This is a genomic window from Cellulomonas sp. ACRRI (assembly GCF_022346185.1).
In the GTDB taxonomy this organism is placed as follows: Bacteria; Actinomycetota; Actinomycetes; order Actinomycetales; family Cellulomonadaceae; genus Cellulomonas.
The window spans coordinates 1-17,182 of sequence record NZ_JAKRMS010000092.1; the positions used below are offsets into that span (position 1 = coordinate 1).

Sequence of the window (17,182 nt, forward strand, 5' to 3'; positions counted from 1 at the left end):
CCCGGGCCCCGCCGCCCCCGCGCCCGTCCGGCTCGCCCCCGGGGACCGCACCCTCATCGGCCTGCTCCTGGTCGCCGGCTTCACCGTCATCCTCAACGAGACCGCGATGGGCGTCGCCCTGCCGGTGCTCATGGAGGAGATGGGCGTCACCGCCGCGACCGGGCAGTGGCTGACCACCGGCTTCATGCTCACCATGGCGGTCGTCATCCCGGCGACCGGCTGGATCATGAACCGGTTCCGGCTGCGGCCGATCTTCATCACCGCGATGTCCCTGTTCGTCGCGGGCACCGCCCTGGCCGCCGCGGCGCCGGGCTTCGGCGCGCTGCTCGCAGGCCGCGTCGTCCAGGCGAGCGGCACCGCGGTGATGCTCCCGCTGCTCATGACGACCGCGCTCACCCTGGTCCCGCCCAGCATCCGCGGCCGCACCATGGGCACGATCTCGATCGTCATCTCCGTGGCCCCGGCCATCGGCCCGACCATCTCCGGCCTGGTGCTGTCGCAGCTGTCGTGGCGGTGGATCTTCCTGGTCATGCTGCCGATCGCCGGCCTCGCCCTCGCGCTCGGCGCGTGGAAGGTCCGGGACGTCACCGAGCCGTCCGACCACCGGCTCGACGTGCTGTCCCTGGTCATGTCGGCCGTCGGCTTCGGCGCGCTGATCTTCGGCCTGTCCAGCATCGGCGAGTCCGCCGGCGGGCACACCGTCGTCGCGCCCTGGGTCCCGATCGCGGTCGGCGTGCTGGCCCTCGCGGCGTTCGCGCTGCGCCAGATCCGGCTGCAGGGCACCCACGACGGCCCGCTCATGGACCTGCGGGTGTTCACCCGGCGCTCGTACACCGTGTCCGCGCTGGTGCTGATCGTCGGCTTCATGGCGATGTTCGGCGCCCTGATCGTGCTGCCGATCTTCCTGCAGGACGTCCTGGCGCTCGGCACGCTCGAGACCGGACTGCTGCTGCTCCCCGGCGGCCTGGTGATGGGCGCGCTGTCGCCGCTCGTCGGCCGGCTGTTCGACCGGTTCGGCCCGCGGCCGCTGGTCACCCCGGGCGTGCTCGCGCTGACCGTCGCGCTGTGGCTGCTGTCCACCCTGCACCCCGGGACCCCGGCCGGGGCCGTCGTCGCGGTGCACACGCTGCTCAGCGTCGGCCTGGCGTTCATGATCACGCCGCTGTTCACCTCGGCGCTCGGCTCGCTGCCGCGCGACCTGTACGGCCACGGCAGCGCCATCGTGAACACCCTGCAGCAGCTCGCCGGCGCCGCCGGGACCGCGCTGTTCATCACCGTTCTGTCGACCACGACGGCCGCGCGGCTCGCCGCCGGCGCGGACCCGCTGACCGCCACCGCGGCGGGCGTGCGCGGGGCGTTCCTGTGGGGCGCGGTCGTGGCGCTGGTCGCGCTCGGCGCCTCGCTGCTGGTCCGGCGGCCGCCGGCCGACGCGGACGCCCCGGTGGCGATGCACTGACGGCGGCGCCGCCCGCGCCCGACGGCCCGGGTCCCCTCGTGGGGACCCGGGCCGTCGCCGTCTCCGCCGGGGCCGTCGCCGTCCCGTGCCGTCGGCGCTGCACCCGCGCTGCACCCGCGCTGCACCCGCCCTGGACGCGGCCCGTGCGCGCGCTCCGCCGCGGCTGTGCCCGGCCTCCTCAGCCCCGCGGCGGACCGGACCGCCCCCCACGTCCGCCCCCGGGTGGACGTGGGTGTCCCGGCCCCGTCGCTAGCGTCTGCGCCAGTGGACGCACGCCGCCTGACGAACGCGTGCTGATCTCCCGAAACGCCCACGCGGGACGGGTCGTCCACGCCATGCTGGGCACGCGCGTCGGTGGGGCAGCCGACGCGGTCACCGACCGAAGGGCCGCACGATGACCTCCTCCCGACCTCTCCGTCCCGCGGCCGTGGCCGCGCTCGCGGTCCTGGCGCTCGCCGGGTGCTCCGGGGGCGGGGGTGACGGCGGGTCGTCGACATCGACGGAGTGGACGCCGGGTCCGCTCGACGAGTACCAGGCCCGCATCTTCGGCTACCCGCTCGACGACGAGCGCACCGACGAGGAGCTGCAGGCCGAGTCCGACCGGCAGAACCGCCGCGTCGAGGAGCTGGTCGCCGCCTGCATGGCGGACGAGGGCTTCGACTACACGCCCGCCGAGAACAACGGCGGCGTGGTCATCGGCTCCGACGACCTCGACGTCGAGTGGGGCACCCGCGAGTTCGCCGAGCAGTACGGCTACGCCATCAGCACCGACCCGTGGGGCGACATGGACACCGGCGAGACGACGGAGTGGGTCGACCCCAACGCCGAGTACGTCGAGGCCATGTCCGAGAGCGAGGCCGCCGCCTGGTCCGAGGCGCTGTACGGGCCGCCGGTCGAGGGCGACGGCGACGAGGCGCAGGAGTACGACTGGACCACCGCGGGCTGCTACGGCGCGGCCCAGCACGAGGTCTACGAGGGCGGCGGCGCCACCGATGAGTTCGCGGGCCTGCAGGACGAGCTGAACCGGTTCTACGAGACGGTCCAGGCGGACCCGCGGGTCGCCGAGCTCGACAACGCCTGGGCGTCGTGCATGGCCGACGAGGGCTTCGACTCCCTGACCGACGTGTCCACCGCGACGGACGCCCTCTACACCGAGTGGAACGGCCTCCAGGGCTGGGAGGACCCGGAGTACCAGGCGCAGATGGAGTCCTGGGACTGGGAGGCGCAGCCGGACGGCCCGCCGGCGCCGGAGGTCGACGAGGCCGCGGTGACGGCCTTCACCGAGAAGGAGATCAAGCAGGCCGTCGCGGACGTCGCGTGCCAGGAGCAGGTGGACTACACCGCCGAGCGGATGCGGATCGACCACGAGCTGCAGCAGGAGTTCGTGGACCAGCACGGCGACGAGCTCGAGGCCTGGGCCACCGCCGCGACCGCCGCGCGGGAGGGCTGACGTGACCGCTGGGCACGACCTCGTCCCGTCCGACCCCGACGGCCCCCCCGGTCCGGGCCCGGAGGCGGCCCCGCGGTCCTGGCGCTCCGGCAACCGCACCCTGGTCGTCCTCGCGGGCGTCGCGGTGGTCAGCCTGGTGGCGGGCCTCGGCCTGTCCCGGCTCGTGCTCAACCCCGCGGAGGCCGCCGCACGGACCGCGCCGCCCGACGCCGGGCCGATCACGGTCCCGGTGGAGAGCCGCGAGCTGAGCAACGACGTCACCGTCCGCGGCGACGTCGTGTTCGACGACGCCGTCGACCTGCGGGTGGAGACCGCCGACCTCGGGGAGCGCGCGGTCGTGACCGGCCAGGTGCCGGAGGTCGGTGCGACGCTCGACGCCGGCTCCGTGGCCCTCGAGGTCGCCGGCCGCCCCGTCCTCGTGCTGCCCGGGGGCCTGCCCACCTACCGCACGCTCAGCCTGGGCGTCTCCGGCCCCGACGTGCTGCAGCTCAAGGCCGCGCTCGGCGCGCTGGGCATCGGCGCGGGCGACGCGACCTCCGACGCGTACGACCGGGCCACCGCCCAGGGCGTGGCCGAGCTGTACCGGCGCGCCGGGTACCCCGCGCCGTCCCCGTCCGAGGAGGCCGCCCAGGCCGTGACGGACGCCGAGCGGGCCGTGCGGTCCGCGCAGGCCGAGGTCAGCGCGGCCGAGGGCGCGCTGGCGTCCGCGGGCACGAGGACGCGCGGGTCGGAGGTGGCGTCGGCCGACGCGGCGGTCCGGTCCGCCGAGCGCGCGGTCGGCGTGGCGCAGGTCGAGCTGGACAGCTGCCCGGCCGACGCCTGCACGCCGGGCGAGTCGGCGCGCCGCCAGGCGGCGGTCGAGGACGCGCGCGACGCGGTGGAGGTCGCCCGCGCGGCCCGCGCCGCGCTCGACGCCGCGCCCGACACCTCCGCGGAGCGCGCGTCGCTGACCGCCGCGCGCGACGCCCTCGCCGACGCCCGCGAGGCGCTCGCGGACGCGCAGGACGCCACCGTCGTGGCCCTGCCCGCGAGCGAGGTCGTGTTCCTCGAGACCCTGCCCCGCCGGGTGGACGCCGTGTCCGTGCGGCGCGGCGGCACGGTCGAGGGCTCGGTCATGAGCGTGTCCGGCGCGACCCTGCAGGTCGTCGCCACCGCCGCTCGCGCCGACGCCGCCCTGCTCACCGTCGGCGCGACGGGCACCGCGGTGCTCGACGGCCAGGAGTTCCCCGTCACCATCAGCGCCATCGAGGCGGCCGGCGCGTCCGGGGGCTCCGGCGGCGGCTCCGGGGGCGGCTCGGGCGACGGCGGGTCCGGCGAGGGCTCGGGCGACGGCGGCTCGGGCGGCGAGGCCGGCGCGGGTCGGTCCACGATCACCCTGCTGCCCGGCGAGCTCACCCCCGAGCAGGTCGCCGCGCTCCAGGGCAGCAACGTGCGGGTCAGCATCCCGGTGTCGTCCACCGGCGGGGCGGTCCTCGCGGTGCCGCTGGCCGCGCTCACGGCCGGCCCGGGCGGGGAGTCGCGCGTCGAGGTCATGGGCGACGACGACAGCACCGCGCTCGTCGAGGTCGAGACCGGCCTCGCCGCCGGCGGGTACGTCGAGGTCACGGCCGCGGGCGGCGCGACGCTCACCGAGGGCGACCTCGTGGTCATCGGGCAGTCCGGCGGCGCGACCGACGCCGCGACGGGGGAGCCGGACGCGGACGAGGACGCCGACGCGTGACGGCCCTGGACCTGCTCGCGGGCCGGGACGCGGACATCCGCGGGGAGGGCGACGGCGCCGGCGGCGTCCCGCCCGTCGTCGAGCTGCGCGGCGTCGCCCGGGAGTTCCCCGGCGACCCGCCCGTGGTCGCCCTGCGCCCGAGCGACCTGCGCGTCGAGCGCGGCGACTACCTGTCCGTCGTCGGGCCGTCGGGCTCCGGCAAGTCGACCCTGCTGCACCTGCTCGGCCTGCTCGACCGGCCGACGTCGGGGGAGTACCTGCTGGACGGCGAGCCGACGTCCGAGGCCCCCGAGGCCCGGCGCACCGCGCTGCGCGGCGGCCGGATCGGCTTCGTGTTCCAGCAGTTCCACCTGCTGCCGCACCGCACCGTGCTGGACAACGTCCTGCTCGCCACGCTGTACAGCGGCGTCCCGCGGGCCGAGCGGCGCGCCCGGGCCCTCGCGGCGCTCGACCGGGTGCACCTCGGCCACCGGCTGACGTTCCTGCCCACCACGCTGTCCGGCGGCGAGCGGCAGCGCGTCGCCGTCGCCCGCGCCGTCGTCGCGTCGCCCGGCGTCCTGCTCGCCGACGAGCCCACCGGCAACCTGGACACGCACAACTCCGCGGAGGTGCTCGACCTGTTCGACGAGCTGCACGGCGACGGGCTCACGCTCGTGGTCATCACGCACGACGACGTCGTCTCCGCCCGCGCCCGGCGCCGGGTCCGGATCGCCGACGGCCGGCTGACGGAGCTCGCGTGACCGCCCCCGTCCTGACCGCGCCGCGCGGCAGCACGCCCCGCGGCGACCGGTTCGGCCTCCGCGACCTGGTCCGGGAGTCCGCCGCCGGCATCGACGCCCGGCCCGGCCGGCTGTTCCTCACCATCCTCGGCACCGTCCTGGGCATCGCCTCGGTCGTCGTCACCGTCGGCCTCGCGCAGACGGCCGCGGGCCAGATCGCCCGCCGGTTCGACGCCGTCGCGGCCACGCAGGCCATGGCGACCGCGAGCACCACCCGCGGCGCGGACGGGAACCAGCGGGCCACCGCGCCGCTGCCGTGGGACGCCGCCGAGCGCGCCGAGCGGCTCGCGGGCGTCGAGGCCGCCGGGCTGGTCGCCCCGGTCGACGTCGACGGCGCGCCCGTCACCGCCGTCCCGGTGAACGACCCGTCGGCGCCCGCCACCACCTCCGTCGCCGTCCTCGCCGGCACCGGCGACCTGCTCGACGCCGTGCGCGGCGAGGTCGTGACCGGGCGGTTCTTCGACGCGGGGCACGACGCCCGGGCGGACCGCGTGGTCGTCCTCGGCGTCCGCGCCGCCGACCGGCTCGGCGTCTCCCGGGTCGACCGGCAGCCGTCGGTGTTCATCGGCGACCGCTCGTACACCGTCATCGGCATCGTCGACGGCATGCAGCGCCGGACCGACCTGCGCGACGCCGTCGTCCTGCCCGTCGGCACCGCCCGGGCCGACTTCGGCCTCGCCGCGCCGGAGGAGCTGCACCTGCGCATCGCGGTCGGCGCGGGGCCCGTCGTGGGCGAGCAGCTGCCGGTCGCCCTGTCGCCCAACACCCCGGAGACGGTGACCGTGCAGGTGCCGGGCGGCTCCGGCGGCGTCCGCGCGGACGTGCAGGCCGACATCAGCACGATCTTCCTGGCTCTCGGGGGCGTCGCCCTGCTGATCGGCGGCCTCGGCATCGCGAACGTGACCCTGCTGTCCGTCATGGAGCGGACCGGGGAGATCGGCCTGCGCCGGGCCCTCGGCGCGCGCCGCCGGGACATCGCGGCGCAGTTCGTGCTCGAGTCCGCGACGGTCGGGCTGCTCGGTGGCATGGTGGGCGCGTCCCTGGGGGTCGCCGTCGTCGTGGCGGTCTCCGCCGCGCAGTCCTGGACGCCGATCCTGCACCTGGGCGTCGTCCTGGTCGCCGCCGCGGGCGGCGGGGTGGTCGGCCTGCTCGCGGGCGTCTACCCGGCGCTCAAGGCCGCGCGGGTCGAACCCATCGCGGCGCTGCGCGGAGGCGTGTGACGCCCGGGGCGGCTCAGCGGTACGCGTCCCAGGCGGGTGAGGGGTAGAGCACGCGCTCGAACTTCGCCCACTCGGTCACCAGGTCGACCGCGGGGAGCCGGAACGAGCGGATCTGCAGCCCGTCCATCGCCTCGATCGTCATCTCGACCAGGTCCCGCAGCCCGTCGAACGGTCCCACCTGCGGCGGCAGCCGCCAGGTGAAACCGCGGTAGAACCCCCAGACCTGGTCGGGTCGGTCGAGGAAGTACCGGTGCGCCGGGTGCTCGGGCGACGACGCCTCCACGCCCAGCACGGTGTAGAGCCGGAGCAGCTCCGGGCGCGCCGCGTTGAAGGAGACGAGGAACCGGAAGTACCCCGGCAGCGAGATCCCGTCCGGGTGCGTCGCGGAGGGGTCGCCCGTGGCGACGTAGTCGTCCGGGGTGCCGCGCCGGTCGTACAGCTGCGAGACGACCAGCTCCAGCAGGCCCTCCTTGGACCCGACGTGGTGCAGGAGGCCCGCCTGGGTCAGGCCGACCTCCTGCGCCACGTCGGCGAGCGCCATGCCGGTGAACCCGTGCCGCGCGATGAGGCGGGTCGCGGCCTCGAGGATCTGCGCCTGGCGCTGCTCCGGGGTCAGGCGCACCCGGCGGCGCACGGCCGGCGGGTCCTGGTGCTGCGTCGTCACGTCTCCTGCTCCCGTCCGGGTGGTCTCGCGCACGACCCTAGCCGTGCGCGAGGACGCCCCGGGTCAGGACTCCAGGACGACCAGGTCCCAGGCGCCGATCGTGAGCGCGTCGCCCGCGACGACCGCCGCGCCGTCCGCCAGCACCGACCGCCCGGGGACCGGCGCGGACACCGTCACCGGCTCCGCCGAGTAGTTCAGCAGGTAGGTGAGCGCGTTCCCCGCGGCGTTCGTACCGCGGCGCACGGCGACCGTGCCGGCCAGGTCCTGCGCCCAGTCCGTGATCCCCGCGTCCCGCACGGCGAGCCCGAGCGCCGCGCGCAGCAGCTCCGGCGACGTCATGGTGCCCAGGTGCAGCGACTGCCCGTCGCCCACCCGGTTCCGGGTGATCGCCGCGTACCGGCCCCACGCCGGGTGGTCGTACGACGCGAGCACCTCGGCGCCCTGCGGGTTCAGCAGCTCGAGGAACGCCTGCGCCCCCGCCGCCGCGCCCGCGGTCGCGCCCGGGGCGGCCGCGAGGTCGCCGTGCAGCCTCAGCCCCACCCCGTCGCCGGGCACCGTGTACTGGTTGTACGTCACGCCCGTGACCTCGGCCAGCCCGTGCGGCGCGGTGTCGTGCCAGACCTGCACGTACTCGTCCGCCACCGCGGTGCGGAACGTCGTCACCAGGTGGCCGCCGCCGCGCACGTACGCGTCCAGCCGGTCCACGGTCGCCTGCGGCGCCGCGTACAGCACCGGCACCACGACCAGGTCGTACCGGGCCAGGTCCTCGTCGTCGACGGGCACGAAGTCGACCTCGACGTTCAGGTCGAACAGCGCGTCGTACACCCAGCGCAGCACGTCGTTGTAGCCGATCGAGGACCCGAACACCCCGTCGATGAACCCGGTCTCGAGCGTGAACCACCGCAGCGCGGTCAGCGCCTCGTTGCTCACCATGATCGCCGCGCGGTTGTGCTTGCGCAGGTGGATGAGCGACGAGCCGACCCGCTGCGCCTCGCGGCCGAAGACGCCGGCCTCCTCGTACGTCGGGTTGCTCTGCAGGTCGTGCGACAGCAGGCCGCGCCAGTAGGTCTCGAAGGAGTGGTGGATCGAGTGCCAGTGCCAGTACAGGACGCCGTCGGCCCCGCTGGCCAGGTGGCTGTACGCCTGCAGCCGGAGCTGGCCGGGGTAGGGGAGCCAGCCGAGCTGGCCCTGCGCCTGCGTCTCCAGCACCAGGTAGTTCGCGCCGCCCTTGATCGAGCGGGTCATGTCGCCGCCGAATGCGATCTCCTTGCCGGTCAGCCGGTCCTGCGTCGGGTGGTAGATGTCCACGCCCGCGACGTCGACGGTCCGCGCCGCCTTGAAGTGGTCCACCGCCGGCTGGAGCCCGTACGACCAGCCGGGCGTCCAGTCGAAGTCGAAGTTCTGCGTGACCCACTGGTCCTCGCGGGCGTACTCGCGCACGATCCCGGCCTGCCAGGCGAGGAACTCCTCGACCAGGCGGCGGCGGAACGTGTCGAACTCCGCGCCCAGCGACCCGTTGATCGTCCCGCGCACATCGGGGAAGTCCTCCCAGGCGTCCACCCGGTTCGACCAGTAGTCGAGGCCGAAGCGGGCGTTCAACGCGGCGAGGTCGCCGTCGAACTCCTCGCGCAGGTACTTCACGAACCGGCGCTGCACCGCGGGGCCGGCCGTGTCGTGGTACTTCGTCTCGTTGTCGATCTGGAACCCGATCACCCCGCGGCGGTGCGCGGTGTGCCGCATGAGCTCCCGGATGACCCGCTCCGCGTGGAACAGGTAGGTCGGGTTCGTGATGTCCATGATCTGCCGCGCGCCGTACCGGCCCTCGCCGGCCCGCGTCGTCGCCAGCACGTCCGGGTGCGACTGCACCAGCCACCCCGGCACCGCGTACGTCGGGGTCCCGACGATCACGTGGATGCCCGCGGCCTCGAACGCGTCCAGCGCGCGGTCCACGTGCGTGAAGTCGAAGACCCCGGGCTGCGGCTCGAGCGTGCTCCACGTCGACTCGGCGATGCGGACGACCGTGATCCCGGCCGCCTGCATCATCTCGACGTCCGTCTCGATCCGGTCCGTCGGCATGTACTCGTCGTAGTACGCCGCACCGAACAGGAGCTCGTCCACCGGTTCACCCTCCGTCGCGCGAAGCCGGGTGCCTGCGCGCGCGGCGCGGTCTCCGGCCGGTCCGCCGTCGGACCGGCCGCCACTCTACCTACCGATCGGTAGGTAACGGCAAGCGGTCTGCCCCCGGATGCCGGATGCCCCGGGCAGACGGACGATCGCAGGACCCGCCGCGCGGCTCCGCGCGGCGACCAGGGCGGGCCCACGAGGCCGCCGGAGGAGGGAAGCCAGCATGCGCGCAGTCGTCTACCGCGGTCCGAAGCAGGTCGAGGTCGTCGAGGTCCCCGACGCCCGGATCGAGCAGCCCACCGACGTGCTCGTCCGGATCACCACCACCAACATCTGCGGGTCCGACCTGCACATGTACGAGGGACGCACCTCGGTCGAGGAGGGCAAGGTCCTCGGCCACGAGAACATGGGCGTCGTCGAGGAGGTCGGCCCCGCCGTCACCCGCATCGAGGTCGGCGACCGGGTCAGCGTGCCGTTCAACATCGCGTGCGGCACCTGCCGCAACTGCCTCCAGGGCTGGACCTCGTTCTGCCTGCGGACCAACCCGCTCGAGGGCATGGTGGGCGCGGCGTACGGCTACGCGAACATGGGGCCGTACGACGGCGGCCAGGCGGAGTACCTCCGGGTGCCCTACGGCGACGTCAACCTGCTCGAGCTCCCCGAGGGCACCGAGCACGAGAACGACTTCACCATGCTGAGCGACATCTTCCCGACCGGCTGGCACGGGACCGAGCTCGCCCGCATGCAGCCCGGCGACGACGTCGCGGTGTACGGCGCCGGGCCCGTCGGGCTCATGGCCGCGCACAGCGCGCTCATCCGCGGGGCGTCCCGCGTCTTCGTCGTCGACAAGGAGCCCGACCGGCTGCGGCTCGCCGAGAGCATCGGCGGCATCGGGATCGACTTCTCCGCCGGCGACCCCGTCGAGCAGATCATGGACGCCACCCGCGGCCGCGGCACCGACTGCGGCGTCGAGGCCGTCGGCTACCAGGCGCACGACCCGTCCGGGGACGAGCACCCCGAGCTGGTCCTCGACAACCTCGTCGCCACGGTGCGTGCGACCGGCGGCATCGGCGTGGTCGGTGTGTACATGCCCGAGGACCCGGGCGCCGCGGACGAGGGGGCGAAGCAGGGGCGGATCGGGTTCGACTACGGCACGTTCTTCACCAAGGGCCAGCACATGGGCACCGGCCAGGCGCCGGTCATGCGGTACAACCGCCAGCTGCGTGACCTCATCGTCGCCGGGCGGGCCACGCCGTCGTTCATCGTCTCCCACGAGCTGCCGCTCGAGCAGGCCCCGGACGGCTACCGCCGGTTCGACGACCGGGAGGAGGGCTGGACCAAGGTGCTGCTGCGTCCGGGCCAGGCGGCCTGAGCGGCCCGGTCGGCCGCGTGAGGGCGTCGCGCGCGGCCGACCGTCCCGGCGCCCGGTGGCGCTCCCGCCCGGGAGGGCGGACACTGGCCCCCTGTGCAGCGCCGCGCAGCGCGCCTGTCACGTCAGGGGAGCGCACCCATGTCCACCCGGGGGTCCGACGAGGTCGTGCGCATCGACGCCGACGCCTCGCTCGACGCGTTGATCCACACCCTCACCCACCACGCCGCCCGCACGCTCGGCGTCGTCGCGTCCGCGTGCTCCGCCGCCACCGTCCGGGGGTGCGACCGCTGGCTGTCCGCCGCGTCCGTCGGTGTCGCGCGGTGCGACGCCGTGCAGGACCGGCACCGGCTCGGGCCGCGCTACCTCGTCCGCGCGACCGGGGCCCCGGCCGTCGTCCCGGAGGTCGGTGCCGACGAGCGGTGGCCGGTGTGGAGCCACGCCTGCCAGGTCCAGGGCTTCCGCTCGGTGCTCGTGGTGCCCGGCACCTACGGGGACGTCACCGTGCACCTGTCCGTGTACTCGCCCGAGACGCCCGACTGGTCCGCCGTCACGCCGCGCGCGCTCGGGCTGGCGCACGGGATCGCGACCGTGGTCGCCGCGCGGGACGAGATCATCGAGCTCGGGCACACCATGGACGACCTGCTCGCCAGCAGCCGCTCGCAGGCGGTGCTCGACCGCGCCGTCGGCGTCGTCATGGCCCGGCGCGGCTGCGACGCCTCCGAGGCGATCGCGTACCTCAAGGCCGCATCCGGCGCCCGGGACGCGCGCGAGGTGGCGGCGGGGCTGGTCGCCGGGGCCGCGGCGGGTGGCGGGCTGGTGGCGCAGCGGGACGACGAGGGGCTGCTCGAGGGCGAGGGTCCGGCCGCGGGGCGTTCCACGGTCGGCGGGCACCCGGTGGCGACGCGGGGCCGGTCCGGTGCGGGCCGCCCGTCGGGCGGGTGGCACCCGGACGCCGCCTGACGCGGGTCGTGCCCGGTGGCGCTCGCGGCGGCACCCCCGCTGCACGCCCCGCCGCGCGGCGGGTCGGTACAGTGCGGTGCGTGCTGTCCGAGGCGGGTCCCGAGCCGGTGCACGTCGACGGCGGCGACCTGGGCTGCGCCCGGCTGCTCGTGCTGCTCCGGGCACGCGCCCGCGAGCTCCCGCCCGGGACCGTGGTGCACTTGACGACGTCGGACCCGGTCGCGCCGATCGACCTCCCGGCGTGGTGCCGGATGACGGGGCACCGCTACCTGGGGCCGGTGCCGGACGGCCCGCCGCCGGCGACGTACGCGATCGAGGTCGCGGCGGACGCCCGCCCGACGGACCCGGACCGCCCCTGGCACGTCGCGCCGGCCCCCTGACCCCCCGCGCGCCGGCCCCGGGCCCGCGGCCGTGACCGCGCGGCGTCAGTCCAGCCCGGCGGCCGTCTCGGCGTCCTCGATCCCGCGCAGCCAGTCGCGCTTGCCCGCGCGCCAGCCCTCGTCGTCGGTGCCGGCCCGCCAGTACCCGGAGATCGACAGGTCGCCCTTGCCGAGCCCGCGCTCGACGCGCAGGTACCGCCGCAGCTCGCGCACGGACCCGGCCTCGCCGTGCACGAACGCGTGCACCCGCCCGACGGGCCACGGCAGGGCGCGGACGGCCTCGACGAGCCGCGCGCCCGGTGCGGCGTCGCCGGTGTGCACCCAGTGCAGGGCGATGCCGTCGGGGACGTGCAGGGCCTGCTCCTCGGCGCGGTCGTGCACCTCCAGGACCGCGTGCCCGGAGGCCGCGCCGCCGAGCCGCTCGAGGGCGACGGCGACGGCGGGCAGCGCGGAGGCGTCGCCGGCGAGCAGGTGGTGGTCGGCGGTGAGGTCGGGGGAGTAGCCGCCGCCCGGGCCGACGACGACGACCTCGTCGCCCGGCGCGGCGGTGGCGGCCCACGGGCCGGCGATGCCGTCGGCGCCGTGCACGACGAGGTCCAGGGTGAGGGTGAGCTCGAGGTCGTCGAAGCCGCGGACCGTGTAGGTCCGCATCCGGGGCTGGTGCTCGGGCGGCAGGGCGGCCCGGGCGGCCTCCATGTCGACGCGACCGTCGGGGGTGGTCCACGCCGCGAGCACGTCCGCGCCCGAGGCGGTCGCGCCGACGCCGGGCAGGAAGACGAGCTTGACGTAGGAGTCGGCGTGCGGGGACGGCGCGAAGCCGGCGATGCCGGGGCCGCCGAGGGTGAGCCGGACCATCGCCGGGGTGAGGTGCTCGGCGCGCAGCACGGTGGCGCGCAGGGCGGTCCGCGGTGGGCGGCGCGGGGTGGTCAGGGACTCGGTCGAGGTCACGCGGGTAGCACCTTCCGGTCGTTCGAGGTGCCGGACGGGTCGGCGTGCGACGACGCGCGGCCCGGGGGCGTGGCCGGTGCGTCGGGTCGAGCGTAGGTGGTGGGTCGCGGTGCGTCACGCAGGTGCGGCGCGCGTCTCACCGGCTGCGGTGCGCGCGGCCCCACGTGTCGACGTCCTCGTTGAGCCGGGTGAGCAGCCGCGCGAGCTCGGCGCGGTCGTCGGCGGACCAGCGGTCGAGCACCTCGCCGTACAGCCGCGCGCGGACGTCCCGGGTCCGCTCGAGGGCCTCGAGCCCGGCCTCGGTGGGCCGGACGAGGGTGACCCGGCCGTCGCTGGCGTCGGCGGCGCGGACGACCTGGCCGGCCTGCTCCATGGCGAGCACCTGGCGGGTGACGGTGGACGGGTCGAGCCGGAGCGCGTCGGCGATGGCGTTGACGCTCGTCGGCCCGTCCTGCGCGAGGACGCCCAGGACCAGGTAGGCGGAGCGCTCGATCTCGCCGCGGGCGCGGGCGCCGGCGCGGCGGGTCCGGTCGGACAGGCGCAGCAGCATGGCCACCTGGGCCTCGATCGTGCGCAGGGAGTCGTCCGGCTGCATGGTCACCTCGTCCTCGGGTCGGCCCGGGAAGTCTGCCACGTCCCCGTGGGCAATAAGCCTGTATAGTACAGACATACCCGACGACGACTCCCGAGGACGCGCATGCCCAGCCGGCACCCCGAACCGAACAAGACCGCCATCTACGCCACGGCCCTGACCGCGTTCTTCGCGATCGCCGGCATCGCCGTGGTCGACCCGATCCTCCCGGTGATCGGGGAGGAGATCGGCGCCTCCACCTGGCAGATCGAGCTGCTGTTCACCGCCTACCTGGTCGTGATGGCGGTGGGCATGATCCCGGCGGTCATCGCGACCGGCCGGTACGGCTACCGCAAGGTCCTGGCGACCGGCGTCACCGTGGTGGCGGCGGCCGCGCTGCTCGCCGCGCTGTCCGGGAACATCCTCGAGCTGGCGGTGCTCCGCGGGTTGTGGGGCCTGGGCAACGCGATGTTCTTCGCGACCGCGATGGTGCTGCTGGTCGCCCTGGCGACCGACCGCGAGTGGGTGGTGGAGCTCTTCGAGACCTGCGTGGGCCTCGGGTTCGCCGTCGGCCCGCTGATCGGCGGCCTGCTCGGCCAGATCTCCTGGCGGGTGCCGTTCGCCGCGTGCGGGGTGTTCATGCTGGTCGCGCTGGCGATGTCGGTCACCCGGCTCCGCGACCCGCAGGACCCGCCGTCGGCGCTGACCCTGCGCGACGTGTGGCAGCCGTTCCGCCGCCCGGCGTTCCGCACGCTGTGCGTGGTGACGGCGGCCTACAACTTCGTGTTCTTCGTGGTGCTCGGCTACACGCCGGTGTTCCTGGGCCTGGACGTGATCCCGCTCGGCCTGGTGTTCACGGCCTGGGGCGTCGGCCTGGCCGTCGGCATCCTCGTGGTGGGCCACCGGCTGGCGCACCGGATCGGCGCGGTGGCCACGGTCGGCGTGGCGATCGCGGGGCTGCTCGTGGCCCTGGTGCTGCTGGCCACGAGCGCCGGCACCGCGGAGTCCGTCGTCGTGCTGGTGCTCGCCGGCGTGTGCATGGGCATCGCGAACGCGAACCTGACGGACCTCGCGCTCGGCCTCGGCGGGGCGGAGCGCCGCACGACGACGGCGGCGTTCAACCTGGTCCGGTGGGGCTTCGCCGCCCCGGCACCGGTGATCGCGGGCCTGCTGCACCCGGTGAGCGCGACCGCGCCGTACTGGGTGGGCGCGGCGGTGCTGCTGGTCGGCGTGGTCGCGTTCGCCTGGAAGGGCCGCGCCATGGCGGCGGCCGTGGGCGAGCGGCTGTCCTTCCGGCAGTGGGACCGCGCGGCGCGCGCGGTCGAGGGGACGCCCGAGGAGGCGCTGGGCGAGGTCTGACCGGCCCGGGGCTCAGCGCCCGACGAGCCCCGACTCGTACGCGAGCACCACGGCCTGCACCCGGTCCCGCACGCCGAGCTTCGCGAGGATCCGCCCCACGTGGGTCTTCACCGTCGCCTCGGACAGGAACAGCCGCTCGGCCACCTCCGCGTTCGACAGCCCCTCGGCGACCGCGAGGAGCACCTCGCGCTCGCGGTGCGTGAGCTCGTCGAGCCGGGCGTCCCCGCGGCGCGCGGGCGCGGCGGACTCGCTGGGCAGCTCCTCGGCGAACAGCTCGAGCATCCGGCGGGTGACCCGCGGGGAGACGACGGCGTCGCCGGTCGCGACGGCCCGGATGGCGGCGGTGAGCTCGGCGGGCCGGGCGTCCTTGAGCAGGAACCCGCTGGCACCGGCGCGCAGCGCGGCGAACGCGTACTCGTCCAGGTCGAACGTCGTGAGGATGAGCACCCGGGACCGTGACCCGGCGGCGACGATCCGCTCGGTCGCCTCGATGCCGTTGGTCCCCGGCATCCGGACGTCCATGAGCACGACGTCGGGGTCGAGCGCCGCGATCTGCCGCAGTGCCTCCGCGCCGTCCCCGGCCTCCCCGACCACGGTCAGGTCGTCCTCGTCGTCCAGCACCAGCCGGAAGCCCATCCGCAGCAGCGGCTGGTCGTCGACCAGCAGGACGCGGATCGGCGCCGGCGCGGCGCCGTCGGGGGTGGTGGTCACGCGGGCTCCTCGGTCGGGGCGGGTGGTGCGGGCGGCGCGGGTCGCGCGGGTGCGGCGGCGAGGTCCTCGGTGCGCAGCTCGACGTGCACCCGCCAGCCGGTGCGGTACGGCCCGGCCGACACGGAGCCACGGTAGACCGCGGCGCGCTCGCGCATGCCGACCAGGCCCCGGCCCCCGCGCGCGACCGGGGCGACGGGGGCGGCGGCGGGACCCGCGGAGCCCTCGGCGTCGGTGCGCGCGGTGAGCGGGTCGGCACGGCGGTCGACGAGGCGCTCCCCGATCCGGCCCAGCCGGCCGGGCTCGGACGCGGCGTCGGCGACGGGCCCCGCCAGGCCGCCGTCGTCGACGACCTCGATGCCGACCCGCCCGGCGCCGTGCCGGACCAGGACGTCGACCCGGGCGCCGCCGCCGGCGTGCCGCAGGGCGTTGGTCAGCGACTCCTGCACGACGCGGTACACCGTCAGCGCGAGGCCCGCGTCGGGAGGCAGCGCCGGCCCCGCGGTCGTGAGGTGCACGGTGAGGCCGGCGGCGCGGAACTGCTGGACGAGCGACTCGAGGTCCTGCGAGCCGGGCTGCGGCTCGAGCGGGACGTCGGCGCCGCGCAGGACGCCGAGCATGCGGCGCATGTCGGCGAGGGCGGTCCGGCCGGTCTCCGACAGCAGGTCCAGGGCTGCCACCGCGTCGTCCGGGGAGCGGCGGACGGCGACGCGGGCACCGTCGGACAGGGCGATCATCACGGTGAGGCCGTGGGCGACCACGTCGTGCATCTCGCGCGCGATCCGGGTCTGCTCGGCGGCGGCGGCGAGCTTGGCGTGCTGCTCGCCCGCGTCCATCAGCTGCTGGTGCCGCTCGACGATGGACCGGGTGTGCAGCCGGCGGGCGCGGACGTTCGCGCCGACGGCGAGGGCGCCGAGGCCGATCAGCAGCCAGCTCGGGATGTCCGACGCCGCGACGGACTGCGGCACCTGGCGGACGGTCTGCCCGTCGACCACGACGGTGGCCCGCCCCGGCGTGCTGGTGCCGCCCCACACCACCACGGAGGCCAGCACGGCGGCGGAGGCCGCGCCGAGGACGATCCAGCTCACCCGCTGCGGCCGGGTCGCGGCGACCACGTACAGCGCCAGGGCGAAGCCGAGGTGGAACGCGCCGATGTGCCCGGCGACGACGACGTGCAGCACGCCGAGCACCGCCATCGCGCCGGCGACCCGCACCGGCCACCGGCGCCGGAAGGCCAGCACGCCCAGCCCCAGGACGGTGAGGACCAGCGAGACGACGGCCGCGGTGGTGCCGGTGAGCCCGGAGACCACGCCGGTGACGTCGCCGGGCGGGGCCTCCGAGACCGCGCCGAGCACGTAGACGAGGCAGACCAGGACGTCCGAGGCCACCGGGTGCCGGGCGAAGAACCGGCGCACGCGGCCGAGCCGCCGGGCGTCCAGCTCGGTGAACGCGGCGGGGGCGGGCTCGGGGG

General features: G+C 75.8%; 15 protein-coding genes. 9 read left to right on the forward strand and 6 right to left on the reverse strand.

What is annotated here, in order from left to right:
* From MHY85_RS15145 to MHY85_RS15165, 5 genes are all read left to right on the forward strand, one after another.
* Positions 1-1,456, forward strand: a 1,456-nt coding sequence (locus tag MHY85_RS15145; RefSeq protein ID WP_374233784.1) for an MDR family MFS transporter, incomplete at its 5' end; no start/stop codon positions are given.
* 394 nt (positions 1,457-1,850) lie between these two features.
* A complete protein-coding gene (locus MHY85_RS15150; protein WP_239197733.1) occupies positions 1,851-2,906 on the forward strand; it encodes a hypothetical protein in 1,056 nt (351 codons plus the stop codon).
* A 1-nt stretch (position 2,907) separates the two neighbouring features.
* On the forward strand, positions 2,908-4,626 hold the full coding sequence (locus MHY85_RS15155; RefSeq protein WP_239197735.1) for a hypothetical protein: 1,719 nt from the start codon (positions 2,908-2,910) through the stop codon (positions 4,624-4,626).
* Complete coding sequence (locus MHY85_RS15160) at positions 4,623-5,366, forward strand: ABC transporter ATP-binding protein (RefSeq protein WP_374233786.1); 744 nt, start codon at positions 4,623-4,625, stop codon at positions 5,364-5,366. The genes MHY85_RS15155 and MHY85_RS15160 overlap by 4 nt, the downstream gene beginning before the upstream one ends.
* On the forward strand, positions 5,363-6,625 hold the full coding sequence (locus tag MHY85_RS15165; protein ID WP_239197737.1) for an ABC transporter permease: 1,263 nt from the start codon (positions 5,363-5,365) through the stop codon (positions 6,623-6,625). Before MHY85_RS15160 ends, MHY85_RS15165 begins: the two co-directional genes overlap by 4 nt.
* Positions 6,626-6,638: 13 nt before the next feature.
* On the opposite strand, the gene MHY85_RS15170 is transcribed toward MHY85_RS15165, so the two are convergent.
* Both MHY85_RS15170 and MHY85_RS15175 read right to left on the reverse strand, forming a co-directional pair.
* Entirely contained in the window at positions 6,639-7,289 is a 651-nt protein-coding gene (locus MHY85_RS15170) for a TetR/AcrR family transcriptional regulator (protein ID WP_239197739.1), read from the reverse strand.
* A 63-nt stretch (positions 7,290-7,352) separates the two neighbouring features.
* Complete coding sequence (locus MHY85_RS15175; protein ID WP_239197741.1) at positions 7,353-9,407, reverse strand: beta-galactosidase; 2,055 nt, start codon at positions 9,405-9,407, stop codon at positions 7,353-7,355.
* Between the two features lie 229 nt (positions 9,408-9,636).
* On the opposite strand from MHY85_RS15175, the gene MHY85_RS15180 reads away from it, so the two are divergent.
* The 3 genes from MHY85_RS15180 to MHY85_RS15190 all read left to right on the forward strand — a co-directional run bounded on the left by MHY85_RS15180 (position 9,637) and on the right by MHY85_RS15190 (position 12,125).
* Positions 9,637-10,785 carry a glutathione-independent formaldehyde dehydrogenase gene (locus MHY85_RS15180; protein WP_239197743.1) on the forward strand — a complete coding sequence of 383 codons (1,149 nt, stop codon included), beginning with the start codon at positions 9,637-9,639 and terminating at the stop codon, positions 10,783-10,785.
* Positions 10,786-10,923: 138 nt separating this feature from the next.
* Entirely contained in the window at positions 10,924-11,745 is an 822-nt protein-coding gene (locus tag MHY85_RS15185) for a GAF and ANTAR domain-containing protein (RefSeq protein ID WP_239197745.1), read from the forward strand.
* A gap of 80 nt (positions 11,746-11,825) precedes the next feature.
* Positions 11,826-12,125: a sulfurtransferase TusA family protein gene (locus MHY85_RS15190; RefSeq protein WP_239197747.1), complete on the forward strand. Its 300-nt coding sequence runs from the start codon at positions 11,826-11,828 to the stop codon at positions 12,123-12,125.
* Between the two features lie 45 nt (positions 12,126-12,170).
* Here MHY85_RS15190 and MHY85_RS15195 read toward each other — a convergent pair whose 3' ends face one another.
* Together MHY85_RS15195 and MHY85_RS15200 are read right to left on the reverse strand one after the other, a co-directional pair.
* On the reverse strand, positions 12,171-13,073 hold the full coding sequence (locus MHY85_RS15195) for a siderophore-interacting protein (RefSeq protein ID WP_239197749.1): 903 nt from the start codon (positions 13,071-13,073) through the stop codon (positions 12,171-12,173).
* Between the two features lie 136 nt (positions 13,074-13,209).
* The gene (locus MHY85_RS15200; protein ID WP_239197751.1) at positions 13,210-13,707 is read right to left on the reverse strand and encodes a MarR family winged helix-turn-helix transcriptional regulator; all 498 of its coding nucleotides are present in this window, start codon (positions 13,705-13,707) and stop codon (positions 13,210-13,212) included.
* A 63-nt stretch (positions 13,708-13,770) separates the two neighbouring features.
* On the opposite strand from MHY85_RS15200, the gene MHY85_RS15205 reads away from it, so the two are divergent.
* On the forward strand, positions 13,771-15,003 hold the full coding sequence (locus tag MHY85_RS15205) for an MFS transporter (protein WP_239197753.1): 1,233 nt from the start codon (positions 13,771-13,773) through the stop codon (positions 15,001-15,003).
* A 12-nt stretch (positions 15,004-15,015) separates the two neighbouring features.
* Here MHY85_RS15205 and MHY85_RS15210 read toward each other — a convergent pair whose 3' ends face one another.
* Positions 15,016-15,714 carry a response regulator transcription factor gene (locus MHY85_RS15210; protein WP_308191397.1) on the reverse strand — a complete coding sequence of 233 codons (699 nt, stop codon included), beginning with the start codon at positions 15,712-15,714 and terminating at the stop codon, positions 15,016-15,018.
* Positions 15,711-17,182: sensor histidine kinase (locus MHY85_RS15215; protein ID WP_239197755.1), on the reverse strand; the 1,472-nt coding region annotated here is incomplete at its 5' end. The genes MHY85_RS15210 and MHY85_RS15215, both read right to left, overlap by 4 nt.